Consider the following 23,479-nt stretch of genomic DNA (forward strand, 5'->3'; position numbering starts at 1 on the left):
AGGCTAAGCTAGCGACACTTTTCACGATTCACTCTGCTCGGAAGTCTCATGCGCAGTCGTTTGTTCAGTTTCTTATCCTGCCTGTTGCTGTCTGCCACTGCGGCACAGAACGCTCACGCGGCAGATCTCGGCCAACAACGCAAATATTACGACGAAGCAAAACGGGCACTGGCCAAAGGCGACTCAGGCCCTTATCAGATGTACAAGTCAGCGCTGGCCACCTACCCGCTGGAGCCTTATCTCGAATACGACGAACTGACTGCGCGCCTCAAGACTGCAAGCAATCAGGAGATCGAAAGATTCCTGGCCGAGCACGACGACCTGCCCCAGGCCAACTGGATGAAACTGCGCTGGTTACGCTGGCTGGCCGAACGTGGCGACTGGCAGACCTTCGTCAAGTACTACAGCCCCAAGATGAACTTTGTCGAACTGGACTGCCTGTATGGCCAATACCAGTTGAACAACAATCTGCGCGCCGAAGGCTATGCCAACGCCGAAAAGCTGTGGATGACCGGCAAGACCCAGCCAGACGCCTGCGACGCACTCTTCAGCCAGTGGGCAGCCGCCGGCCAGTTGACCGAGCAAAAACGCTGGCAACGCGCCAAGCTGGCAGCACAGGCTCGCAACTACACGCTGGCAAACACTCTGGTCAACAGCCTCAATTCCCTCGCCCCCCAAGGCAAGTTGCTGCTGGCCGTGGCCCAGAAGCCGGAAATGCTCAATAACCCGGCGCAGTTCACGCCGGTGGATGAGGCCATGTCGGATGTCGTAGGCCTTGGCTTGCGCCGCCTGGCCAGACAGGACCCGCAAAAAGCCATGGCCATGCTCGACGGCTATGCCGCGACCATGCACTTCTCCCGTGAAGAACAGGTGGAGATCGCCAAGGAAATCGGCTTGACCCTGGCCCGTCGCTACGACGATCGCGCTCTGGAGGTCATGACCAAATATGACCCCGAACTGCGCGACAACACCGTGACCGAATGGCGTCTGCGCCTGCTGTTGCGCCTGGGACGCTGGGAAGATGCCTACGAACTTGCACGCCGACTACCCAAGGATCTGGCCAGCACCAACCGCTGGCGCTATTGGGAAGCTCGCGCACTGGAGCTTGCCCAGCCGAACAACCCTCTGATCCCGAGCCTCTATAAGGACGTGGCCAAGGAGCGTGATTTCTATGGCTTCCTGGCGGCTGATCGCACACAAAGCGCTTATCAGCTCAATAACAAGCCACTGGTGCTCAGCCCTGCGCTGGTCAACAAGGTGCGCAACACGCCGGGCATACGTCGCGCCCTGGAGTTTCATGATCGCGGCGAAATCGTCGACGGCCGTCGTGAGTGGTATCACGTCAGCCGCCTGTTCAGCCGCGATGAAATGGTTGCCCAGGCCAGACTGGCCTATGACATGAAATGGTATTTCCCGGCGATCCGGACCATCAGTCAGGCGCAGTACTGGGACGATCTGGATATCCGCTTCCCGATGGCGCATCGCGACACACTGGTGCGCGAAGCCAAGGTACGCGGCCTGCATTCAAGCTGGGTGTTTGCCATTACCCGCCAGGAAAGCGCATTCATGGACGATGCCCGCTCAGGCGTGGGCGCCAGCGGCCTGATGCAATTGATGCCGGCCACCGCCAAGGAAACAGCCCGCAAGTTCAGCATTCCACTGGCATCGCCGCAGCAGGTGTTTGATCCGGACAAGAACATTCAGCTTGGTGCTGCCTATCTGAGCCAGGTACACGGCCAGTTCAACGGCAACCGCGTGCTCGCCTCCGCCGCCTACAACGCAGGCCCCGGCCGCGTTCGCCAATGGCTCAAGGGCGCCAACCATCTGGCATTCGATGTCTGGGTAGAAAGCATTCCCTTCGATGAAACCCGCCAGTACGTGCAGAACGTGCTGTCTTATTCCGTGATCTACGGGCAGAAGCTCAATTCACCACAGCCGCTGGTGGACTGGCATGAGCGCTTCTTCGACGACCTGTAAAAGCTGATCAGAGGCAAGGCAGTTGCACGCTGCCTTGCCCACACCACTCAGGCGGCAGGTTATTCGAGAATCTCGACCTTCATCCCCACTTCCAGAACCCCAGGCCCGTCATTGACCAGATTCTGGCCGAACATCACATCGCCCTCCATTTCGCGATAGGTCTTCAACGTAGTCAGCGGCTCACGGTCTTCGCTGCGTACGCCTGTCGCCGGATCGATGGTGGTCAGGATGCAACGCGCACAAGGCTTGAGGACACGAAACTCCATTTCGCCGATGCGGATACGTTTCCAGCCGTCCTCGGCAAAGGCCTCGGCGCCTTCGATGACCAGATTGGGCCTGAAGCGCAGCATCTCCTGCTGGCGACCGATCCTGGCAGACAGATCGTCGAGCGAGCCCTGACCGATCAGCAGCAAGGGAAAACCATCGGCAAACGACACCTTGTCATCAGCCGTGCCGTAACCACTGGGCAGCGAGCGGGCACGATCCACCGGCACGTAGACCATGCGGGTCGGCTTGCCGATGAATTCGCTGACCCAGGCAGCCGCCTCCTCTCCCGCATCCGGCACCTGCAAGGTATCGCGCCAGACAGTAACACCGCGCAGATTCGCCTCGACACTGGCAGGCAGAGCCACATCAAGAGGCTGGAAACCGGGTGCAGAAAGGGTCACACCGCCTGCGGCATTCCACAGTACGGACAACTGAGACATGTGCGGCAAGGCACGCTGAGTGAAGAAACGCCCGCTGTTTGCGTCCACCAGCATCCAGCGTCGGTCGCCTGCCAGCCCCAGTTCATCGAAGGCTGCGCGCTGCAGTACTTCGGCTTTGCATGATTTGAGGGGGAAACGATAAAGAGAAGCGAGACGTAGCATTGCCTGTTCCTTGGGAGCTCGAAAAACTGCGACATGAACGTCGCAGCTTATACGAGGCACCCAAGGCAAAGCAGCAAATGTTTCAGCCGCCGTTGACCATGATCAGACGCTGGCGCACTACTTCGACCAGTTTGTCGGGCTGGAACTTGGAGAGGAAGTTGTCGCAACCGACCTTCTTGACCATCGATTCGTTGAAACTGCCGGACAACGAGGTGTGCAATACGATGTACAGGCTACGCAGGCGCGGGTCATTGCGGATTTCCGTGGTCAGGCGATAACCGTCCATCTCGGGCATCTCGGCGTCGGTAAAGACCATCAGCAGTTTTTCTTCGACGTTCTCACCCGCGTCAGCCCAGCCTTTGAGCATGTTCAGCGCCTTGAGGCCATCGCTGGCCACATGCAGCTTCAGCCCCAACTGCGAAAGAGTGTCGCGCAACTGGGCCAGAGCCACCTTGGAATCGTCGACCAGAAGGATTTCGCGACCACGCGCGTGATCCAGAACCGGGTCTTCCAGCTTCTCGCGGGACACCTTGGCGTTGTAGGGCACGATCTCGGCGAGGACTTTTTCAACGTCGATGATTTCCACCAACTGGTCATCGACCTTGCTGATGGCAGTCAGATAATGCTGACGACCGGCACTGGTCGGCGGCGGCATGATCGCGTCCCAGTTCATGTTGACGATACGGTCCACGCCACCGACCAGGAACGCCTGCACGGAGCGGTTGTATTCGGTCACGATGATGGTGCTGCCCGGACCGGGCACCAGGGGACGCATGCCGATGGCCTGAGACAGGTCAATCACCGGCAGCGTCTGACCGCGCAGGTTGACCACACCACAGACGAATGAATGCCGTTGAGGCATCAGAGTCAGCTTGGGTAACTGGAGCACTTCCTGGACCTTGAACACGTTGATCGCGAACAACTGACGACCGGCAAGGCGAAACATGAGGATTTCCAGGCGATTCTCGCCCACCAGCTGTGTGCGTTGATCTACTGTGTCGAGAATGCCAGCCATTTATAGCTCCTGAAGCGTTGATCACGATGAGTCTGCAGTACCTGTATCGGCTGCAACAGCCCGGACCTTAATAGCCATAAATACAATGTCCAAGCATTGATGTCACATTACCATCATGCTTTACTGGTGTCGCACTTCCCGTGGTCAAATATGACAGAAAACTCCTGTTTGACCCCCACATAAAAACAGGCTCGACGCTTTCGAGCCTAGGGGTACCCCTGAGCCTCCATCAGGGCTGACCTGATATTCTCCACACTCAATAGCCACTATTGTGACGCCATTCTCATTGCATGAATGGAGTCAGGCTCTTGTTCGCTTTCCGGTCCGTGCAATCAGCCATCCTGCTGAGGCTCATCGCTGGGCGTCAATGGCGTTGCACCATTGCAAAACTGGAGTATCCAGTGCGGTCCGATAACGGGTTGGCGTCATTCAAGGCACTATTTTTTAAAAACCAAAATGCCATCATTCGGCAATATTCAGAAAGCACCTACATACATTCATTTGAAATCAACATTAACTGTCGTCCATTCGCTGCGGGCGAAACAAATTCGCTACCTACACTGCGTGGAGACAGAGGATGCTGAACAGTAATGAGTGGCAGCACAGACACGATCAGTTCCTTGAGGACTCGCTGGCTCTTCTTTACAAGTCGGAAGAATGCCTGTCGCACCTGGAAATGATCGTCGACGATGAAGATGCCATTGAAAGCCTGCTGACCAATCTGCTCAAGCTTAGCCATGAGGCTCAGAACGCTTCGATTGAATGCCTTGCAGACTTTTCCCGGCAACTGCGGCAATGGCTTACCGAAGCCCGCCAATGTGACGGGTTCTCGCAGGAAGTGCTGAATACGCTAAAAAGCTGTCTGGCCCTGATGTCCTGGCAACTGGAACTGATCGACCCACAGACCGGCGAGCTTCCTCTGGACAGTGAAGAGCAGCAGGAACTTCTGGCCAAGCTCGCCGATATTTCCAGTACTTCCTGATCATCGCAGCCTGTTACGCGCAAATAACAACCGGTCTTGCAGGCCATCTTCCCCCGGCAAATCATTGCCTGTTTTCAAGTCGATATCCCTTCAGAAACATCAGGACACTATTACGGTACGTGCCAGCGCACGCATTGCCCTGCAATTTCCTGTTTACAGGAAGGCAGGTTAAAACATTAAATCATCGCAGCATTGAGATAAGATCACTGGCCGGACATGGACAGGCTCTGAAACTGACGGGCTGTTATACAACTACGTGATATTGACCTGACCTCGATAATGCCAGGTCATACGCACTGACCATCAATTGGCGCCATTCTTTATGCATGTCAGCAGGAAGCTCCCCAGAGTTCGATCCCTCAACACGAAAAACGCCCAGTGGCTTACGAATGTGCTGTGTACGGGCGCAATCCTGGGCAATATCGGGCTGTTTCTCAGTTCTGACGCACTCCCCCTTTCACTGCTGGCACTGAACCTGATCACGTTCGTGAGCATCTGGCTCGCACAACTACGTGCCAACAAACTGATCCAGCTTAAACCCCAGGAACTGGCCGAACGGATGCTGGAAGTTCAGGAAAGCGAACGCCATCGGCTCAGCCGGGAATTGCATGACGACATCGGCCAGATGCTGACCGCTGCAAAGATCCAGTGCGACTGGCTGCAACGCCGCTTAACGACAGATTTACAGTCCCACGGCATACAACTGAACAGCATTCTTGAAGAAACCCTGGACAAAGTGCGCGACCTGTCAGCCATCCTCAATCCCCGCCAACTGTCGAGCCTGGGGCTGGAAGCCAGCTTGCGGGCTCATCTGCTGAACGCCCTGACCGACAGCCCGGTGCGCTGGAGCCTGGAGTGCCACCAGCGGCTGACCGGCATTCCCGAAGAAATGGCCGTGGCCGCTTTCCGCATCACTCAGGAAGCCGTGACCAACGTGCTGCGCCACTCCCGTGCCGAAAACCTGCTGGTACGCCTGCAACGCTTGCCCGCCGGGCTTTCACTCTTCATCGCCGACGACGGCATAGGCTTCGAGCCGGCACATAACCCGGCACATGCTGGCCAGCGCGGCATGGCGGGCATGGCAGAACGGGTAGCCTTGCTCAACGGCTCATGGAGCCTGCACAGCACGCCGGGCAAAGGCACACAGATCGACGTATTGTTTCCCTGGGCTCCTCGCACACACGAACGGGCCAATGCACACAAGAACCCCCAATGACTTGCAATCTATTACTGATCGATGACCACTCGCTGATAAGGGCTGGCGTCCGCGCTCTGGTTTCAGACATTCCCGGCTACGCCGTGATTGGCGAGGCGGCTGATGGCAGCCAACTGTCGAGTCTGGCACTCGAACTGGAACCGGACATCATCCTTCTGGACATCACCATGAAGGACACCAACGGCCTGGACGCCCTGGAACAACTGCTTGGGGTGCAACCCCACAGCAAAGTGCTGATCATCTCGATGCATACCGACACCGACACGATCATGCGAGCCCTGGAAATGGGTGCCCATGGCTATCTGCTCAAGGATGCGACAGCCAAGGAACTGGAACAGGCACTGGAAGCCCTGCGCAACGGCGAGCGCTATTTGAGCCCTGCCATCGCCCATACCGTGATCAATCGGGCCTTGCGTGGTCCCCGGGCAAACAAACCCGAGCCACTGGACAAGTACAACCTCACTGCTCGCCAACTGGAGATCCTGCGTCTGGTCGTACGCGGCAAATCCACCCGTGAAATCGCCAGCGGGCTGGGCCTGAGCATCAAGACCGTGGAAAGCCATCGCTCACAGATCATGAAGCGCCTGCAGATCTACGATGTTGCCGGGCTGGTACTGTTTTGCGTACGTGAACGGATCATCAGTCTGGACGACTGAGTGCCTGTACCGTCCCGAGCACCGGCGAATTCCCGGGCAAATGGATCCGCAAGGCGCCGGGGCGGGCCACAAAGCGCAGGTTCTCGCCTGATAACGGTTCACCGTCCAGATTGATGTCCAGCCCCTGGGCGGACTTGAGTTCAACCCACGGCAGGCGCGCACGAACGAACATATTGTCTATCCCCAACCCGCCTTCGAGCAGCCGCTTGAGCGTACCGACAACCTCCTGAGGCGCCGGAAGGATGCTGATATCGAGCATGCCATCATCGACCATCGCTTCCGGACACAACACATGACCGCCTCCGGCCTGTCGACCGTTACCGATGCCCAGGGCCAGCAGATTGCCGCGCCAGTGAAAGTCCGGCCCGACCAGTTCGCCATGAGCCGCATGCAGCTCGCTGAACCGCGACAACCCGGTAAACAGATACGCAGCGCCGCCCAGAACCTTTTTCAGGTCTTCAGAGGTATTGGCTGTCACCTGGCTGCCAAAGCCGCCGGTGGCCATGTTCAGGAACAGCTTGCCGTCCACTTCCCCGAGATCGACCGCACGCGGCTCTACATCCAGCAGATCCAGTGCATCCGACACTTCCAGCGGTACACCGGCTGCACGGGCGAAATCATTGGCGGTGCCCAATGGCAGAATCACAAGGCTGCTCTGTGTCTCAGCCTGCGCAAGAGCTTCGGCAATATCGCGTACGGTGCCGTCCCCGCCTCCGGCAATGATGTGCCGGTGTCCGTTCGTCAGCGCTTCGGTGACCAGACGCTGCGCGTCACCGCCCTCCCAGGTCAATCGAACATCCAGCTCCCAGCCTTGCTCACGCTTTTCCATCACGGCGCTGCGTACATCCTCATTAAGCGACTGCTTGCCATGCAGAATCAGAATCGCTCTGCGTTTTGTCATGACGCTTCTCCATAATCGATAGTCTGTACGAAGACACTTTCCGTGTAACACGTGGATGTGACCCCACCGCACAAGAAAAAGCCCCTTCTTCCAGATAAATTTTTCAAGGGGCCTGCTGGCCGGACCTCCCCTTGAAATAACTGAATGCGCACGCCTGCAACAGCTCTGCAACAACGCAAAAAGCCAAAATAAAATCCCAAGAGTGAAACTTTTTTTGTTTCATGAGCTTTACTGTCAAGAAACCCCCATTCGAGGGTGCTGTTTTTCAAAAACCAACGAAAAGACCTACGCGATCAAAGGCTTTGAATGACTTGAAAAAATTGCCACACCATCAGGGGACATGAGGAAAAAACCAAAAACGACAAATAAATGGCTTTTCTTGGAATAAATAAATAGAAAAGATATTTTTTTGACTCTAGGATATTACGACCGACAGATCATGGATCGGCACTCGAACCATGAGTGCCATGTAGTGAGGGAGCTTTATGCGGTTGCAACCAGTCGACAGTCTTTCGCTGACACGCACCAGCCTGGTCGAATACTTCCTTTTGGGCATCCGCCTGATCCATGGAGCCTCCTGCATCCTGCCAGGATTGCTGATTCTGGTACTCCTCCATGACGGCGCTATCGAAAACCCGCAGGATTACGCAGTGATGCCGCTGTTTTTCAGCGTGGTCAGCGTCCTGATATTCCAGGCTCTGGGGGTTTATTCCGAAGCGCTGTTCAGTAACGCATTACGTTTGCGCGTCATCGTCTTCGCCTGGTCCGCATCCTTCGGCGTATTGCTGTTCATGCACCAGACCATGGGCTTTTTCGAGCGTCTGACCAACGAGCAGCTGATTTTCTGGTACCTCAGCAGCCTGGCCCTGTTCTGTATCGTGCGCTTGCTGATGCTGGTGTTTTTCAAGCACCAGATGCGCAAGGGCATTTTCCTGCAGAACGCAGTGATTCTGGGGGCAACGGAAAACGGCCTGCGTCTGGCCGAATACCTGCTTGAGCATCAAGACATCCGTTCGGGTGTAACCGGCTTCATCGATGACCGCATTGGCCGCATGCCCAAGACCGTCGCCAACCTGCCCTTGCTGGGCAACACCAGCGATCTTGAGCGGCTGATCAGGGAAGAGAAAGTCACCCAGGTACTGGTCGCCCTGCCCTGGACCGCCGAAAACCGCATGGACTACATCATTCGCGAACTGCGCAGGCTGCCGGTGAATGTCTTGCTGGTGCCGGACATGATTGCTTTCAGGCACACCCACAACCGCATCACCGAAGTCGCCAAGCTGCCGATGTTCAACGCTTCGGATGTGCCACTCAATGGCTGGTCGCCCTTTTTCAAGCGGGCCGAGGACATTGTGCTCTCGACGCTGGCGGTACTGGCGCTGTCGCCGGTCATGCTGCTCATCGCCCTGGCGATCAAGCTCGACTCTCCTGGCCCGGTGCTGTTCCGGCAAAAACGTTATGGCTACAACAACCGGCTGATCGAGGTCTTCAAGTTTCGTTCCATGCATCAGCATCAGGCCGATGCAACCGCCGAGCAACAAACCACGCGAGGTGACGCCAGGGTCACTCGGGTCGGGCGCTTCATACGCAAGACCAGCCTGGATGAGCTGCCACAGTTGTTCAATGTCGTGGCAGGCAGCATGTCGATGGTGGGGCCTCGGCCCCATGCAACGGCAACCAAAGCGGCCGGCATTCTCTTCGAGCAAGCGGTGAAGGAGTACACGTCACGCCACAGGGTCAAGCCGGGAATCACCGGTCTGGCCCAGATCAATGGCTATCGTGGTGAAACAGACACCGTGGAAAAAATCGAAAAGCGCGTCGAATTCGATCTTGAGTACATAGAAAACTGGTCCGTCTGGTTCGACCTTTACATCCTTATGCGCACTGTTCCGGCAGTGCTCTTCACTCGTGAGGCTTATTGATGAGCAACCTCATCCCCTGCATCATCGCCGGCGGGTCCGGCACCCGACTCTGGCCGGTCTCTCGCGAAGCCATGCCCAAGCCTTTCATGCGTCTTCCCGATGGCGAAAGCCTGCTGCAAAAAACATTCAAACGCGCCACAGGGCTGCCAGGCGTCGAGCGTCTGCTGACTGTCACCAACCGTGAAGTGTATTTCCGTACCGCAGACGACTACCGCCAGCTCAACAAGAACAAGGTCCCTCTGGACTTCATCCTTGAGCCTTTCGGCCGCAACACGGCACCGGCCATCGCGGCAGCTGCACTGCATGCGCTCAGATTGTATGGCACGGATGCCAAGCTGCTGGTTCTGCCCGCCGATCACCTGATCACCGATGTGACAGCCTTCTCCCAGGCTGTCAGTGCCGCACGGGTACTGGCGGATGAAGGCTGGCTGGTGACCTTCGGGATTTTGCCGACCAAGCCGGAAACAGGTTTCGGCTATATCGAAAAGGCACAGTCGCTCAATGCCGATGGTTATCAGGTCGCACGCTTCGTCGAGAAACCCGACGCAGCCACCGCCCAGGGCTATGTAGACGGCGGGCAGCATCTGTGGAATGCGGGCATGTTCTGCATGCGTGCCGAAGTCCTGCTGCGCGAGCTTGAAATACATGCGCCCGAGGTGTTGATCGCGGTCAAGGCATGCCTTGAAAAGAGCATCAGCAAGGAAGGCAACCGGGAGTTGCAGCTGGAACTGGACAGCGAGCTGTTCGCGGCCGTCCCGGATATCTCCATTGATTACGCCCTGATGGAACGCTCGAAGAAAGTCGCCGTTGTGCCCTGCCAACTGGGCTGGAGCGATATCGGTTCCTGGCAGGCAGTACGCGAACTCTCCGCAGTGGATGCCAAGGGCAACCAGTGCAACGGCCAGACCGTATTGCATGACGTGACCAACTGCTACATCGACTCCCCGAAACGACTGGTGGGTGGTGTGGGCCTGGACGACCTGATCATCATCGATACGCCCGACGCCCTGTTGATCGCTGACGGCAAGCGAAGCCAGGACGTGAAAATCATTGCCCAGGAACTCAAGCGCCAGGGTCACGATGCCTATCGCCTGCACCGCACCGTCACTCGTCCATGGGGCACCTACACGATTCTTGAGGAAGGCAAACGCTTCAAGATCAAGCGCATCGTGGTTCGTCCGCAAGGGTCGCTGTCACTGCAGATGCACCACCATCGCAGCGAACACTGGATCGTGGTCAGCGGCATGGCCAGGGTCACCAATGGTGAACGCGAGTTCATGCTCGACACCAATGAGTCGACCTTCATCAAGCCAGGACACACGCACCGCCTGGTCAACCCCGGAGTCATTGATCTGGTGATCATCGAAGTCCAGAGCGGCGAGTATCTGGGCGAGGACGACATCGTGCGCTTCACTGACATCTATGGCCGGGCTCCGGAACAAGCGATCAAGGCATGAAATTCGATAGCAAGGTCACGATGACAAGCACATCAATAACGATGAGGGACTGAACCAACACGCACTGGACAGGCAGTACCAGCCAACATGATTTCTTTACCCGAAAGGGAGCCTTATTCGTGCATGACAGGAGTTCAGGACCGATGAAAAGCATTCTGCTGTTAATCAGCGTATTGCTGCTAAGCGCTTGCAATACACCCGCGCGGGTCGGCTTGCCCGATGACAAGGCGCAGATCGAAGCCGGCCAGGCGGCAGGACGGGCTCTGGCAGGCAAACCTTTGCCACCGGAACGGATTCGCCCCGGAGATACCTTGCGTATCGTGCGCAACACCGGGGAAGCACCGTCGATATCAGCCTTTACCGCCAACTCCATCTATGAGCTGACGCTGTTTCAGGTGCTCAACGACGGGACCTTTTCCTATCCCTATATCGGTACGGTCAAGGCGGCTGGCCTGACCTTGCAACAGTTGAACGACCTGCTGGAAAGCAAGCTCAAGGATGTCTATCGCGAGACGGCCCTGACCATCAATATTTCCCAGTCGCCGGGCAATACCGTGTTCGTGGGGGGCGCCGTGCGTAACTCGGTCACTCTGCCGGTCAATGTCGCCACCAACCTGGAGCAGGCTCTGGTAGGCGCAGGCGGTGTGGCACTCGATGCCGATGCAGGTCAGGTGGCGTTGCTGCGCCTGGAAGAAAACGGCCTCTACAAGACTTACTTCTTCGACTACAGCAAGTTTCTTTGGGCAGACGCTGGCGGGCCTCGCGCGCCGGTACTGCTGCAACGCGGCGATGTGGTGTTCGTCCCCAAATCCACAGTCGGAAACAAGGTGGACGGCGTCAACCTGTACTTCAACCAGTTGATTCCTTTCGCGAAATCGATAGGCCTGGGCATGAACTACGAGTTGCGTAACAACAACTAATCGTCAGGGAAAAGACATGATCAATATTCGTTCATTCCGCGATCTGCTACGCCTGTTTTTTATCTTCAAGCGCGAAGTAAAGATCACTGTGCTGGTGACTTTCGTCATCGTTATTCTGGGCGCCTTCCTGCTCCCCAACCGTTATGAGTCTACGGCTCTGCTGCTGGTCAAACCCGGCCGCGACAGCAGCACCGTGCCCATCGAACTGTCCGACCGCCAGGCGATCGTCGTACCCAGCGGCCTGCGGGACCCGCTGCTGGACGAAGAACGCATGCTCACCGGACGCCCGATCATGCGCACGGTCGCCGAGAAGTACCTGAACGAACTGTCAAAGGCACAGCCTGAAACCGGCTTCCTGGTCACCGTGAAAAACGGCATCAAGTACGCCGTACGTTCGGTCTTCGATGCCGGCCACAGCATTCTGCAATTCCTCGGGCTGGCAGAAAAGCGCACCCCGGTCGAACGCATGGCCGAAGACCTGGAAAAGAACTTCAAGGTCCGTCACGAGCAGGGCTCATCAGTGATGGAGCTTACCTTCACCTGGAATGACCCGGTCACGGCACAGATCGTGCTCAAGACCTGGATCGATGAATACCAGTTGCAACGTACCAAGACACTGGGGCGCGTCAGCCTCTATGGATTCTACGAGTCTGAAGTCCAGAAGATTGGTGCCAACATCATTTCGCACAAACAACAGATCCAGGGTTACCTGAACCAGTTGGGCGCGGTGAGCATTTCCCAGCGTCTGGCAGATACGTCACAGGGTCTCAATGACCTGCGCACCGAACGCAACAACACCATTCGCGCCATTGCTTCCACCAAGGCCGGGCTCGACACCCTGCAGAAACAACTGGCGGCACAACCCAAAACGGTTTCGGCAGGCCGTGAGCTGGCGCTGAACCCCAACCGCCAGGACCTGCAAAACCGCATCAATGGCAAGGAAGTCGAGCGTCAGGAACTGTTGCGTTCATTCAAGGAACAGGCACCGCCAGTGCGTGCCGCCAACGAAGAAATCAACAACCTCAAGCAACTGCTCAAGGAGCAGGAAGCGACCATCCAGCGTTCCGAAAGCATTACGCCCAACCCTATCTATAACCGCATGCAAAACGTGTATGCCGACCAACAGACCAGCTATGCACGGCTGCAAACCCAATTGGCGCAGCAGAACGCACAACTGGCTCAACTGGAGAGCGACCGTCAGTTGGCCTTGAAACTGGAGCCGGAGCTTTCGCGTCTGCAGAACGAGCTGGATGCTGCCCAGAAAAGCTATGCGCTCTATACCGACAGCCTGGAAAAAGCACGTATCGACCGCGAACTGGACAACAGCCAGATCAGCAACATCGCCACGATCGAAGACGCCACCTTCAACGCCAGCCGGGTTTTCCCGAAAAGCATGCTGATGCTGCTTCTGGCCTTCCCGTTGAGTGCTGTCGTAGGCTTCCTGGCGCTGTACTTCTTCTATCTGCTGGACCAACGCATCCACGATGGAGACAAGATCGAAGGACGCTTTGGCGTACCGATCTGGACCAGCCTTCCCGATCTGGAACGCGCTCAGGAGCGCAGCGCGGCACTCACTGCCAACCTGCATCGCATATACGGCATCCTGCCCTTGGGTCAGGTTGCGGAAAAAGGCCTGGCCATCGGTTTTACCTCCGTGCATCGGGGCGAAGGTGTGAACTTTGTCATCTCGCGCCTGAGTACGCTGCTGGTCGAGCAAGGCCATACCGTGCGAACCGAAGGCCGGGCTCCGGCAAAACCGGGCGAGATCGTGCTGATCAATGCATCGGGGGTTTACGGCAACCAGGAAGCCTTTGTCCTGTTGCGTGATGCCGATCAGATCGTGCTGGTGGTGCGCGCCGAACAAACCACCGTACCGATGCTCGAAGACGCCCTGACTACATTGAATACAGCGTTCAAGAAGGTCGATGGCGTCATCCTCAACCGCCGTCGCTTCGAGGTACCGGAACACGTTCTGAAGTTCCTGAAACGCATCGGGAGTCGTGCCTGATGCGAATTGCCCTGCTCGCCCCTCTGCCACCGGAGCAGAACGGTATCGCCGATTATGCCGGACATCTGAAACAGGCTCTGGAAGATCTGGGCGTGCAGGTACATACGCCTTTGCAGGGGATCGGCAACGATCCTCGCAAGGCCGAGCAGCGTGTCGCCGAAACCGACTGGAGCGGCATCGATCTGGTCCATGCCGAACTGGGCGGCGGACGGCTGACAGAGTTCCATGCCTTGCGGGCATTGCGTCAACGCTTCCCCCGCTTGCCATTGAGCGCCACCGTGCATGACCCGGAGCGTCTGGTATGGCGTCGGGAAAAACTGCCATGGCCTTTGTCTCTTGCCAGCGGCATGCGCGCTCCCCTGCCGGAAATAGCCACGGTGCTGGCTGATCCACTGTGCCTGCGCGAGGAGCGTCAACTGGCAAGAAGCATGACCCGCCTGATCACGCTGACTCAGGCGGGCAGCCAGAGCCTGAGGCAACGCATGGGCCTGCAACAGGCGCAGATGGCCGTGATCAACCATGGCAACCTGGCAATCGAGCCGGTACCGCTGCCGCCCTTGCAGCCTCTGCGGTTGCTGTACTTCGGGTTCATCTACCGCGGCAAGGGTATTGAGGACCTTCTGGATGCACTGGCCAATGTATTCCTCTCCCAGCCGGAACTGCGCCCTCGTGTGCGCCTGACACTGGCGGGCGGTAGCGAACCGGAAATGGCATTCGGGCCGTCAGGCAGCTATCTGGATCAGTTGCGCCTGCGTATCCGGCAACTGGGTCTGGTGGATCTGGTGGACTGGCAACTGGACCTGCCCGCCGAACAGATCGCCCATGTCATCCAGGCCCATCATGTGATGGTCCTGCCCTATCGCGAGTCCAGCAAATTGAGGATTCTGGGCAAGCTGCGCGGTACCAGTGGCGCGTTGTCCTGGGCCACCGCCTGCGGGCGCGGGGTCATCACCTCGGATGCACGCTCGTTTGCCGAAGAAGTCTCCCATGGCAACGGCATGATCTACCCGCAGGGCGATGTAGAAGCACTGACAGCCGCCTTGAATCTTGTCTGCGCAGCACCGGACATGACCATTGAATGGGCCGAGAACGCGACGCGCATAGGCAAGACCCGAGTCTGGAGTCAGACGGCAGAACGCTTCAAGGATGTATTCCGGCAAGCATGCGAGGTGAACTGACATGCAGTGCAGATCAAGATCATGGCTGGCTATCGCGGCACTACTGACAAGCGCGATGCTCATGGGAACCGTCGCTCAGGCCGCGACCATTCTGCAAGCACCGCGTGCAGTGGTCTGGAAGGACTTTCTGGGCGTCAACGTGCAGTTCCAGTATTTCGCTCCAGAGGTCTATCAGCAGCAGATGGCGCGCCTGGACGCACTCGGGCTGAACTGGATACGCCTGACCATTCACTGGCCAATCATCGAGCCCGTCCAGGATCAGTACAACCTGACAGAGCTTGATGCTGCCATGGCCGCGATCAAGACTCATGGCTATAACACCCTCGCCTATCTGGTGGGCTCGGCACCCTTTGCCAGCAACTCGGCGTCCAGCGCAGCGAGCCGCGATCAATATCCCCCCAGGGACTTCAATGTCTTTGCCGCGCGCATGACGGCGCTGGCCCAGCGTTATTCCCATGTGAACAACTGGCAGGTCTGGAACGAGCCCAATATCGTCTGGCTGCCACAGGCGGACCCGGTCGCCTACAGCAATCTGTTGACCACCACCGCCAATGCGATCCGTGCAGTCCTGCCGGACAAGACCATCGTGACCGCCGGCATGGCCTATTACAGCCAGATGCAGCATCGCTCGGGCTACATGTTGCAGACACTGGTCGAAAACAATCTGGGTTCGCAGAATATCGTGGCGGCTTACCACCCGTATTCCGAATACCCCGAAGGTGACTCGGTCGCAGACCGGGATTTTCTGGTGCGTTCCAACGCCATGAACCAGTTGCTGCACAGCAATGGCGTCTCGCAGGTCTGGGCCACCGAATGGGGCTGGTCGAGCTATGCCGGCCCGGTGGAAATGCAGGCCATCATCGGTATCCAGGGCCAGGCCGACTACACCCTGCGCCGTCTGGCGCTGATGAGCGCTCTGGATTTCCAGCGTATTTTCCTGTTCAACCTCAGCGACCTGGATGAACGCGCCAGCGCCCGCGACCAGGGTTACGGCCTGCTCGACCTGCAAGCCAACCCCAAGCCTGTCTACACTGCGCTGCAAAACTTTCTGAATATCACCGGCCCGCGCCTGGAGCCCGCCGCACCGCCCGCCGTCAGCACAGTTCCCGATGACCTGTTTGCCGTGCCATGGACACGCAGCGACGGCAAACATCTGCTGATGTTCTGGAGCGCCACCGGCACCACTCTGAACTTTCCGCAAATCCATGAAGGCATCGTTCATGACCCTCTGGCCGGCACACAGACGCCATTGTCTGGTAGCCAGGGCATCAGTCTGGCGCTCAAACCTTCCCTGCAAATTCTGGAATGGAATCCATAAGCCATGCGAATTCTATGGACGCTACCTTACTTGCCCTGGCCAACCACCAGCGGCGGCAAGACCCGGGAATATCATCTGCTGCGCAATCTGGCAGCACGAGGCCACCGGATAACCCTGCTGGTGCAATCCAAGGTTGCGCTGGATGATGCCTGCCGCAGCGCGCTGGAACCCTGGCTGGAGCGCTTGATCGTCATTGATCGACGCCCGCTGTTCAGCCTGCGCACGTTGCTGGCTGTGGCCTTCGCACCGCCTCCCATGCTGGCCAGCGTCAACGGCTATGCGCCGAAACTGGAAAAGGCGTTCGAAAAGTTGCTTGAAGAAGACTGGGACATCATCCAGCTTCAGCACACCTATGCCTTTCAGCCATTCGAGCGGGCGCTCAAGCGTTCGGGCAAACCGTTTGTGCTTACCGAGCACAATGTCGAATCGGCGCTGGGTGCCGCCAGCTATGACCGCCTGCCCCGCTGGGCAAGCGCCTTCGCCGTCTATGATCGCTGGCGCTACCGCCGCTGGGAGCTGAGGGTCTTCCGCCAGGCCAGCGAACTGGTCGCCGTCACCGAGGATGATGCCAAGGCTCTTTCACGCCTGAGCGGCCGGGCGACTTCCATCGCGGTCAACAGCGTCGATTGCAGCTATTACGCCAATGTTCACGCAGACCGTTACAACCGCCGCCTGCTGTTCATCGGCAACTATGAATACGGCCCCAATGTGGACGCCATCGAGTGGGCGCTGGACGAAATCATGCCACTGGTATGGGAGCTGTCCCCTACAGTGCGCTTTGCCGTGGGCGGCTTCGGCATGCCTGAGTCCTGGCGCGAGCGCTGGACGGATCAGCGCATCGAATGGCTGGGCTTCGTGCCGGACCTGCGAGCCTTGCAGAGCAGCGCTTCGATGTTTTTCGCGCCACTGCGTCAAGGTGGCGGCTCGAAACTCAAGACTCTTGAATCCATGGCTGCCGGCCTGCCCGTGGTCACCACCGGGCAGGGTGTATCGGGCCTGGAAGTCACCAATGGCGAGCACTACCTGGGCAGCGAGGACCCGTTACAACTGGCACGCCTGATCGCCGACAACATCGACAGCCCTGCACGCCTTATCCAGATTGGCGAAGCCGGACGTGCCTACGTTCGCTCACGGCATGACTGGTCCGTTTCGGCCGCCCAGCTGGAAGGCATCTACACCCGACTTTCGCCCCCAAGCAAGGATCTCGCGCATGCGTATCGGACTTGATTACCGCGCTGCGGCCGGTTACCCCATCAGCGGCATCGGTCGCCAGAACTTCGCGCTGGAAGATGCCTTTCGCGCTCACCCCGACGTGCAACTGCAACTGTTCGGGGTTGCTCCTTACGATCATCCGATCCGGCGCCTGATCCATGCGCCCAGGTGGGCGACCCCGCTGAACTCGGTGCATCGTCTGCCGGATCGACTGGGCTTCGAGGGCCTGTTTCTGCCCAAGGCCCTGCGCGACACGGAAGTACAGATCTACGTGGCCAACATCAACATGGGCCTGCCTCTGGGGCGCAAGCCTGCCAACGTGCGCTACGTGCTGCAATTGCATGACCTGTTCCAGATCACTCAGAAGAACAACCACGGTTCGCGACTCAAGGCAGCGTTCTATCGCCTGACGGACTACCTCTCGATTGCCCATTCGCTGAAAGTGGCCGACGTGGTGTGGGTGCCTTCGCAATTCACTGCAAATGAAGTCATCCGCCTGTTCCCTTCAGCCCGTAACAAATTGCGTACGGTGCCGTTGCTGGTCGAAGGCTTCAAAGGGGAACCTGCCGATATCAGCGAGTTGCAATTGCCCGAACGCTACTGGTTATGTGTCGGCACTCGCGAACCACGCAAGAACATTGCCTGGTTCGTCGATGCCTGGCAGAACGCCCGTCTTCAGTTCCAGACCGTACCGGACCTGGTGCTGGTCGGCGGCAGCGAGCCCTTGAACGAATCCCAGCGCCGCTTGCCGGGGCTGCATGTGCTCAGCGGCATCAGCGATAGCGAACTGCATGCGGTCTATCGCAACGCTGACCGCCTCTGGCAGCCCTCCTATGCCGAAGGCTTCGGCCTGCCGGTGATCGAGGCCTTGAGGGTCGGCACACGGGTTGCCGTGGCTACCGGTTCGTCGCTGGATGAAATCACCCCGCCGGACAGCCCGCGGTTTTCGCCCACCAACAGCAGCGCACTGGTCCAACTGATGGGAGAGCTGTCCACTGCCCCCGAAGAGGACCCCGAAATTTCCAGAGCCTGGTCGGCCAATTATGCTCCAGAGGCTTTCTACAAACGCCTGCATGAAGCCCTTGAGGAGTTGCACTGATGCCGGTAGCGATGCCCCTGGGATTGTTTTTCGGCCTGGTCTTCGGTGTCATGATCTGGCTGTTGCCTCCTGCAAAAGTGTTGCTGGTCGCTGTCGGAACTGCCTCCATCATCACCGTGATCCGCCAACCCATTCGCGGGCTGCTGCTGTTCTGTGTGATCGGTGCATTCATTCCCTACTCCACGATCCAGATCGGTATCCGCACCACAGTATCCGAAGCACTGATCATGCTGACCTGGGCCAGTTATCTGTTGCAGGCCATGTTCTTCGAGCAGCCCCGCGTGCCGAAGATGATGCGCACAGAGCGTCTGCTGCTGGCGCTGATGCTGTTCAGCGCCTTCCCGTTCCTGGTCGGCCAGTTGACGATCGTTTCCGACGGCAACGGCCCGATCAACTGGGTACGCTGGCTGTTCAACCTGTCGATCCTGTTTCTGGTGCCACGCCTGCTGAGCGATGGCAAGGCCCTGGAACACGTGATCATCGCCATGCTGGCCGGGACCCTGATGTTGCTGGCGCTGTCGATTCCGACCTATATCATCAGTGGCTCGGCGTCGGCCATCACGCCGATCCTCGCGATCATGGGCTACGGCGGCCTCGACGTGCTGAGCGAGAGCCTGCTGTCGCTGGCCAGTCGCATGGGTTCACCGTGGTTGCACCCCAACGTGGCCGGTGGTGCCATGGCCATGATCCTGCCGATTGCATTCTGCTTTGGCGTCACTCGCAGCGGAGGACCGCGCTCCCTCGGCCTGCTTGTCGCGGCGCTGGGTGCCATCGGTCTGCTGCTGACCGGCTCGCGGGGCGCTCTGGTGAGTCTGCTGGCAATCATGCTCTGGATGGCGCGTCGGCGTCTGCCGTATCTGGGCCGTCTGCTGGTGGGCGGCGCGATAGCGGGCGTGTTGCTGCTGATGTTCTATCCGCCCTTGCAGGACCGTCTGCTGGGCCTGTTCAGCAACGATGACACCAGTACCGCCATTCGCTTCCTGGAATACACGCACTTCCCGCAGGCCATGGCCCTGTTTCCGTTTGGCATCGGCTTCAAGATCGATCCTCCCGTGCCGGGCTACACACAGTTCGGTATTTCCAACCTGTGGCTGAACTTCATCTACAAGATGGGCATTCCCGGCATGCTGCTGTTCATTGCCGTGACCGTAAGCTGGTGGAGAGAGGTGCGCCCTGCTCCAGGCCCGATCATCCTGACCCATGACAACGCCATTGGCCTGGGCTGTACCGTCGGTGTTCTGGCGGCACTGTTCAGCGGCCTGTTCGATCACTACTTCAGCTTCACCAGCGTGCTGGTCGCACTGTTCTGGCTATTCGTCGGCATCAGCCTGCACGAAGCCAAGCGCCTGCGCGCCAAGGCTGCAAAGACCTTGAAATCCCCCGCCGCCCCAACCGACCAGGGAACCGCTCGATGAAACACCGCATGATGCATTCGCATAACCTCAGAGAGGCTCTTCCCGACTACGCCCGCAAGATGGGCGTAGACCTGGAAGAATTGCAGGCCACCTACCAGTGGATGCTGGACAACGAGGTGTGCTTCGAAACCCGGATCAAGAACACCACCCTGTCCTTCATCTGCTACCTGAATATCGAGCCGAGAATCGAAAACCCTCTGGCCCGACGCTTCTATCGCCTGCTGGCCAGCGAAACCCTGGGCGCGCTGATTCCCTTGTATGGAATCAACTGGCCAACCCTGCGCGACCGCATGCTGCGTACCTGGGAGCAGATCTACAACATTCTGATCTGCAAGATTCCCAGCCACACATTGCGCCTGCTCTGGCTGCGCATCGGCGGAGCAAAGATCGGCAAGGGTTCAACGGTCTGGCGCAATACCGAGGTGCTGGGCGTGGACAGCCTGCGCATCGGCAACGACTCCACCGTCGGCTGGCACTGCCAACTGGATGCCCGTGGCGGTCTGGTGATCGGTGACCATGTGACCATCGCTTCCCACGTGCTGATCATCGCGGGCGGACACGACCTGAACGAACCCGAATTCTGGGCAGTGGGCGGCCCGGTATTCATTCGCGACTATGCCTGGATCTGTAGCCGCGCCCTGCTCTCGTTCGGTGCCGATATCGGCGAAGGTGCCGTGGTCGGTGGCGGCAGCGTAGTGTCCAAGCCGATCCCGGACTACGCCATCGTCAGCGGACCGAACGCGGAAATCAAAGGCGAGCGTGCCCGTAACCTCAAGTACAAAGTGGGCGGCAAAGGCCTGTTCACTTTGTTCCATTAAGCCGCCTGCACAATGCTCGGTTCGACCTTGTGGCTGACTCTGGCCACGCTGACTGGCCTGGCGGCCGGATTTGCCCGCGAGTGGCTGCTGGTCGCCGCCTGGGGTGCGGGCAGCCAGAGCGATGCGTTTCTGGTATCGATGTTTCTGCCCGAAGCCTTGCGCATGTCACTCGCAGCCGGGCTGCTGAGTGCAGCGGCCTTGCCTCTGTATCAGCAACGCTCTCCTGAACAGCAACAGCGCTGGCTTCAGGCACTGACACCACGCCTGCTGATTTTCGGTGTGCTGCTCAGCCTGGTGCTGAGTTTCGGTGCCGGGCTGTGGGTTCGCCTGATCGGGCCAGGGCTCGACAGCGACGGTTACGCACAGGCGGGCAGCGGTCTGCACTGGCTGGCATGGTGCGCGCCGGGTTTTCTGCTGCATGGCTTGCTGTGTATTCCACTGCAAGCGCGTTCACGCTTCGTGCTGGCGGGCCTTGGATCGCTGCTGTTCAACCTGCCGCCGGTGATTTACCTCGCCGTGCTCAGCCACTCGGCGACGCCTGCGGGCCTGGCCTTTGCCTGTGTGCTGGGCAGCCTGCTGATGCCGGGCGTGCTGCTGCCGACACTCTATCGCTCGGGCTGGCGTCCATGGCAATGGCAGACCGAACAGGGCGCGGTGCGTGAATTGCTGCAACGGATCGGCCCACTGCTGAGCAGCAATCTGGCCAGCCAAGGCCTGGCGCTTCTAGAGCGAATGGTCGCCTCGTTGCTGGGTGAAGGCGCAGTGACCTGGATCAATCTGGCGCGCAAACTCATCAATCTGCCATTGATTGCCCTGATGAGCCTGAACCAGGTACTGCTGGGCTTGATGAGCGGCAGCGCGAACACCCAACGCCTGTCGCTGCTGCGCCGTGGACTGGGCAGCGCCACATTGCTGACACTGCCGGCAGTCACCGGACTGATCGGCGCTGCAGGCGCGCTGGTGGTGCTGTTGCTGCCCAATCAGACCCACGATGGGCCACTGCCACAATTATTGGCCTGGTTTTCAGTGCCCTTGATGTTCGGTGCCTGGAATGCCCTGCTGGCTCGCTATGCCTATGCGGACGGCGACACCCGCTTGCCATTGAACTGCGAGTTGATCGGCAGCCTGTGCAATGCCTTGCTGCTGGGCACACTGCCGTTCTTCCTGGGTTTGACCGGTATCGCCATCGCGGCACTGGGCGGCGCGCTGGTCACCGGCCTGCTATTGATGCGTCGCCAATCCTTGCTTGCGGTCGTCCCGTGGCGCAGTCATTGGCTGCTAGCCACACTGTTCATGTTACTGGCGGCCCTGTTGCTGCATCCCTTGCAGGATATCTGGACTCAACTGGCACTTGGCTGCGCCTATAGCGCCGCGCTGATGGTCGGGCTGGCGTTGTGGCTGAAGCCGTGGCGACCTGTTCACGAATGAGCGGACGACATGCTTGTTCCGGGCGGCATTGCGACAACCGAGTGCGAAGCGCTCGCAAAACCTGCGACTGCCAAGCAGCCGGTCGCGAATGAATTCGCCTACGCCCGATGGCCTCATGAACAAAGCAACAACACCATGAAGCCAAAGACAAAGTTCAGGACGAAAGGAACCTTGCGAATATACCAGCCCGGAAAATGACCGGAGGCCCGTAGCGCTGCAAAGGGCGAAAGCGAGAAAAACGCCAGCGCCCGGTCGACGGCAACCGGGACCTTGCCACGAGAGCGCGGCGGCCCAGGCCTGACCCCGGCACTCCAGATCATCTGGCGAATATATCGATAGAAGCTTCGATCAGTGACTTGCATGGCGTTGATGTAATCCAGCAAGGTCAGGAACATCTCTTTCAACATGACCTTTGCCCCCAGCAAAGGCAACGCGGCATAGGCCAGTAACATCGTTACCTGAATGACAAGCCTGACATACCCGCGCCAGTCGTCCACCAGCTCAAAGTAAGCAGTCGGGGTCGCGCCCAGAGTAATGATGAGCGTGGCGACAATCGCAAAGAAGCCCACCAGCAGCGTCATGAAACGCCCGGATTCCGGAAAGCTGAAATAAAACCGTTTGAAGTCACTGGCCTGATCATCACCGGCCTTCGAACAGATGCGCTGCCAACTGCACCACTGCTCCTCCAGCGCCAAAGCCTCATTGGCCAGTTGCTCATTTGCGCACTGGTAACGCTGACGAAACCACTGCTGCTCCTGAACTTGCAGGCCGATATGCACCGTGCAGTCCTGAGGTCTGGCGATACCCGCCACCCGCTCGATGACGTCGGAGCGGGTAATGGCGATCACATCCACACAGCGCATAAGAGCGATCATCAACACCGCCATGCAGTACGACATCCATGCGATGGTATCGACAAATCCGTCCACACCATTGCTGCCGATCCTGTACAGCATGAAGATGGAAATGATCAGCAGGTAACCTGAGGTGACTGCATACTCGCGCTTCCTGAACAGACGTGCGAACGGCAAACGTACGAACAACTTTCGGTGCTCGCCGATATCATCCTGAATTTTCTGAATCTGCAT

At 58.5% G+C, this 23,479-nt stretch carries 19 protein-coding genes; 15 read left to right on the forward strand and 4 right to left on the reverse strand.

Annotated elements, in window-relative coordinates; genetic code table 11:
* Positions 1-48: 48 nt before the first annotated feature.
* Complete coding sequence (locus Q6A51_RS05310; RefSeq protein ID WP_201018561.1) at positions 49-1,977, forward strand: transglycosylase SLT domain-containing protein; 1,929 nt, start codon at positions 49-51, stop codon at positions 1,975-1,977.
* 59 nt (positions 1,978-2,036) lie between these two features.
* Here Q6A51_RS05310 and Q6A51_RS05315 read toward each other — a convergent pair whose 3' ends face one another.
* Positions 2,037-2,846: an MOSC domain-containing protein gene (locus tag Q6A51_RS05315; RefSeq protein ID WP_304574271.1), complete on the reverse strand. Its 810-nt coding sequence runs from the start codon at positions 2,844-2,846 to the stop codon at positions 2,037-2,039.
* 82 nt (positions 2,847-2,928) lie between these two features.
* Complete coding sequence (locus tag Q6A51_RS05320) at positions 2,929-3,861, reverse strand: chemotaxis protein CheV (RefSeq protein ID WP_201002759.1); 933 nt, start codon at positions 3,859-3,861, stop codon at positions 2,929-2,931.
* Positions 3,862-4,438: 577 nt separating this feature from the next.
* Here Q6A51_RS05320 and Q6A51_RS05325 point away from each other — a divergent pair.
* The 3 genes from Q6A51_RS05325 to Q6A51_RS05335 all read left to right on the forward strand — a co-directional run bounded on the left by Q6A51_RS05325 (position 4,439) and on the right by Q6A51_RS05335 (position 6,715).
* Positions 4,439-4,843: a hypothetical protein gene (locus tag Q6A51_RS05325; RefSeq protein WP_201018558.1), complete on the forward strand. Its 405-nt coding sequence runs from the start codon at positions 4,439-4,441 to the stop codon at positions 4,841-4,843.
* Positions 4,844-5,165: 322 nt separating this feature from the next.
* Positions 5,166-6,059, forward strand: a complete 894-nt coding sequence (locus tag Q6A51_RS05330) for a sensor histidine kinase (RefSeq protein ID WP_201018557.1) — start codon at positions 5,166-5,168, stop codon at positions 6,057-6,059.
* Positions 6,056-6,715: a response regulator gene (locus Q6A51_RS05335; RefSeq protein WP_201002765.1), complete on the forward strand. Its 660-nt coding sequence runs from the start codon at positions 6,056-6,058 to the stop codon at positions 6,713-6,715. Before Q6A51_RS05330 ends, Q6A51_RS05335 begins: the two co-directional genes overlap by 4 nt.
* On the opposite strand, the gene yegS is transcribed toward Q6A51_RS05335, so the two are convergent.
* On the reverse strand, positions 6,699-7,616 hold the full coding sequence (gene yegS / locus Q6A51_RS05340) for a lipid kinase YegS (protein ID WP_201018555.1): 918 nt from the start codon (positions 7,614-7,616) through the stop codon (positions 6,699-6,701). The two genes, Q6A51_RS05335 and yegS, sit on opposite strands and share 17 nt — an antisense overlap.
* A gap of 485 nt (positions 7,617-8,101) precedes the next feature.
* Here yegS and Q6A51_RS05345 point away from each other — a divergent pair, with 485 nt between their 5' ends.
* The 11 genes from Q6A51_RS05345 to Q6A51_RS05395 all read left to right on the forward strand — a co-directional run bounded on the left by Q6A51_RS05345 (position 8,102) and on the right by Q6A51_RS05395 (position 22,391).
* Complete coding sequence (locus Q6A51_RS05345; RefSeq protein WP_201018553.1) at positions 8,102-9,538, forward strand: undecaprenyl-phosphate glucose phosphotransferase; 1,437 nt, start codon at positions 8,102-8,104, stop codon at positions 9,536-9,538.
* Entirely contained in the window at positions 9,538-10,995 is a 1,458-nt protein-coding gene (locus Q6A51_RS05350; protein WP_304574272.1) for a mannose-1-phosphate guanylyltransferase/mannose-6-phosphate isomerase, read from the forward strand. Before Q6A51_RS05345 ends, Q6A51_RS05350 begins: the two co-directional genes overlap by 1 nt.
* 143 nt (positions 10,996-11,138) lie before the next feature.
* The gene (locus Q6A51_RS05355) at positions 11,139-11,915 is read left to right on the forward strand and encodes a polysaccharide biosynthesis/export family protein (RefSeq protein WP_201018551.1); all 777 of its coding nucleotides are present in this window, start codon (positions 11,139-11,141) and stop codon (positions 11,913-11,915) included.
* 16 nt (positions 11,916-11,931) lie between these two features.
* The gene (locus Q6A51_RS05360) at positions 11,932-13,923 is read left to right on the forward strand and encodes a GumC family protein (RefSeq protein ID WP_201018550.1); all 1,992 of its coding nucleotides are present in this window, start codon (positions 11,932-11,934) and stop codon (positions 13,921-13,923) included.
* Positions 13,923-15,101, forward strand: coding sequence for a glycosyltransferase (locus Q6A51_RS05365; RefSeq protein WP_304574273.1), 1,179 nt, complete (start codon positions 13,923-13,925; stop codon positions 15,099-15,101). Before Q6A51_RS05360 ends, Q6A51_RS05365 begins: the two co-directional genes overlap by 1 nt.
* A gap of 1 nt (position 15,102) precedes the next feature.
* The gene (locus Q6A51_RS05370; RefSeq protein WP_304574274.1) at positions 15,103-16,419 is read left to right on the forward strand and encodes a cellulase family glycosylhydrolase; all 1,317 of its coding nucleotides are present in this window, start codon (positions 15,103-15,105) and stop codon (positions 16,417-16,419) included.
* 3 nt (positions 16,420-16,422) lie between these two features.
* On the forward strand, positions 16,423-17,646 hold the full coding sequence (locus Q6A51_RS05375) for a glycosyltransferase family 4 protein (protein WP_201018547.1): 1,224 nt from the start codon (positions 16,423-16,425) through the stop codon (positions 17,644-17,646).
* The gene (locus tag Q6A51_RS05380; protein WP_304574275.1) at positions 17,630-18,730 is read left to right on the forward strand and encodes a glycosyltransferase family 4 protein; all 1,101 of its coding nucleotides are present in this window, start codon (positions 17,630-17,632) and stop codon (positions 18,728-18,730) included. Before Q6A51_RS05375 ends, Q6A51_RS05380 begins: the two co-directional genes overlap by 17 nt.
* Positions 18,730-20,145: an O-antigen ligase family protein gene (locus Q6A51_RS05385; protein ID WP_304574276.1), complete on the forward strand. Its 1,416-nt coding sequence runs from the start codon at positions 18,730-18,732 to the stop codon at positions 20,143-20,145. The genes Q6A51_RS05380 and Q6A51_RS05385 overlap by 1 nt, the downstream gene beginning before the upstream one ends.
* Positions 20,142-20,963, forward strand: coding sequence for an acyltransferase (locus tag Q6A51_RS05390; RefSeq protein WP_201018544.1), 822 nt, complete (start codon positions 20,142-20,144; stop codon positions 20,961-20,963). The genes Q6A51_RS05385 and Q6A51_RS05390 overlap by 4 nt, the downstream gene beginning before the upstream one ends.
* A 12-nt stretch (positions 20,964-20,975) precedes the next feature.
* Positions 20,976-22,391, forward strand: a complete 1,416-nt coding sequence (locus Q6A51_RS05395; RefSeq protein ID WP_304574277.1) for a lipid II flippase MurJ — start codon at positions 20,976-20,978, stop codon at positions 22,389-22,391.
* 113 nt (positions 22,392-22,504) lie between these two features.
* Here Q6A51_RS05395 and Q6A51_RS05400 read toward each other — a convergent pair whose 3' ends face one another.
* Entirely contained in the window at positions 22,505-23,479 is a 975-nt protein-coding gene (locus Q6A51_RS05400) for a hypothetical protein (protein WP_304574278.1), read from the reverse strand.

Origin of the sequence: Pseudomonas serbiensis (assembly GCF_030580745.1) — a bacterium.
Taxonomy (GTDB): domain Bacteria; phylum Pseudomonadota; class Gammaproteobacteria; order Pseudomonadales; family Pseudomonadaceae; genus Aquipseudomonas; species Aquipseudomonas serbiensis.

Bases quoted from the DNA above. Each gene is read 5' to 3' on its own strand.
- Q6A51_RS05310 (WP_201018561.1), top strand. From the start codon at position 49: ATGCGCAGTCGTTTGTTCAGTTTCTTATCCTGCCTGTTGCTGTCTGCC.
- Q6A51_RS05315 (WP_304574271.1), bottom strand. From the start codon at position 2,846: ATGCTACGTCTCGCTTCTCTTTATCGTTTCCCCCTCAAATCATGCAAA.
- Q6A51_RS05320 (WP_201002759.1), bottom strand. From the start codon at position 3,861: ATGGCTGGCATTCTCGACACAGTAGATCAACGCACACAGCTGGTGGGC.
- Q6A51_RS05325 (WP_201018558.1), top strand. From the start codon at position 4,439: ATGCTGAACAGTAATGAGTGGCAGCACAGACACGATCAGTTCCTTGAG.
- Q6A51_RS05330 (WP_201018557.1), top strand. From the start codon at position 5,166: ATGCATGTCAGCAGGAAGCTCCCCAGAGTTCGATCCCTCAACACGAAA.
- Q6A51_RS05335 (WP_201002765.1), top strand. From the start codon at position 6,056: ATGACTTGCAATCTATTACTGATCGATGACCACTCGCTGATAAGGGCT.
- yegS (WP_201018555.1), bottom strand. From the start codon at position 7,616: ATGACAAAACGCAGAGCGATTCTGATTCTGCATGGCAAGCAGTCGCTT.
- Q6A51_RS05345 (WP_201018553.1), top strand. From the start codon at position 8,102: ATGCGGTTGCAACCAGTCGACAGTCTTTCGCTGACACGCACCAGCCTG.
- Q6A51_RS05350 (WP_304574272.1), top strand. From the start codon at position 9,538: ATGAGCAACCTCATCCCCTGCATCATCGCCGGCGGGTCCGGCACCCGA.
- Q6A51_RS05355 (WP_201018551.1), top strand. From the start codon at position 11,139: ATGAAAAGCATTCTGCTGTTAATCAGCGTATTGCTGCTAAGCGCTTGC.
- Q6A51_RS05360 (WP_201018550.1), top strand. From the start codon at position 11,932: ATGATCAATATTCGTTCATTCCGCGATCTGCTACGCCTGTTTTTTATC.
- Q6A51_RS05365 (WP_304574273.1), top strand. From the start codon at position 13,923: ATGCGAATTGCCCTGCTCGCCCCTCTGCCACCGGAGCAGAACGGTATC.
- Q6A51_RS05370 (WP_304574274.1), top strand. From the start codon at position 15,103: ATGCAGTGCAGATCAAGATCATGGCTGGCTATCGCGGCACTACTGACA.
- Q6A51_RS05375 (WP_201018547.1), top strand. From the start codon at position 16,423: ATGCGAATTCTATGGACGCTACCTTACTTGCCCTGGCCAACCACCAGC.
- Q6A51_RS05380 (WP_304574275.1), top strand. From the start codon at position 17,630: ATGCGTATCGGACTTGATTACCGCGCTGCGGCCGGTTACCCCATCAGC.
- Q6A51_RS05385 (WP_304574276.1), top strand. From the start codon at position 18,730: ATGCCGGTAGCGATGCCCCTGGGATTGTTTTTCGGCCTGGTCTTCGGT.
- Q6A51_RS05390 (WP_201018544.1), top strand. From the start codon at position 20,142: ATGAAACACCGCATGATGCATTCGCATAACCTCAGAGAGGCTCTTCCC.
- Q6A51_RS05395 (WP_304574277.1), top strand. From the start codon at position 20,976: ATGCTCGGTTCGACCTTGTGGCTGACTCTGGCCACGCTGACTGGCCTG.
- Q6A51_RS05400 (WP_304574278.1), bottom strand. From the start codon at position 23,479: ATGCAGATTCAGAAAATTCAGGATGATATCGGCGAGCACCGAAAGTTG.